Here is a 327-nt window from a genome sequence, read left to right as displayed (position 1 = left end):
GATGCCCATGCCGCCGTAGTCCTGACAGCCCTCGGCGAACACCTCCAGCACGCGCAGGGCGATGCCTTCGCGCAGCAGCTGCACGGCGCAACCGGCGCCCAGCTGGGCGTCCTGCAGTGTCATCGCGGCGCCATCGCCGTGCAGGCGACCGTCCAGCTTGCCGATGGCTGCCGGGCCGTATTCCTCCACCCGCGCCCCAGCGCGCAGCGGCGAGAAGCGGGCGCGATAGCCACCCTGCGGGTCGGCGCTGATCTGCAGCTCGCTCCACACCGCCTGCCCGCCGTAGCGCAGGTAGCGACCCTGGGGACTGGCGGCCAGCGCCTGGTA

The 327-nt window shown here is 72.8% G+C and carries 1 protein-coding gene; it reads right to left on the bottom strand.

Features of this window, described 5'->3' with window-relative positions; genetic code table 11:
• Positions 1-327: hypothetical protein (locus J0A65_RS22965; RefSeq protein WP_206596622.1), on the bottom strand; the 327-nt coding region annotated here is incomplete at both ends.

The organism is Bowmanella yangjiangensis (assembly GCF_017255015.1).
Lineage (GTDB): Bacteria > Pseudomonadota > Gammaproteobacteria > Enterobacterales > Alteromonadaceae > Bowmanella > Bowmanella yangjiangensis.
The sequence above is the reverse complement of the archived record's forward strand: the minus strand, read 5'-3'. Positions and strand labels throughout refer to the sequence as shown.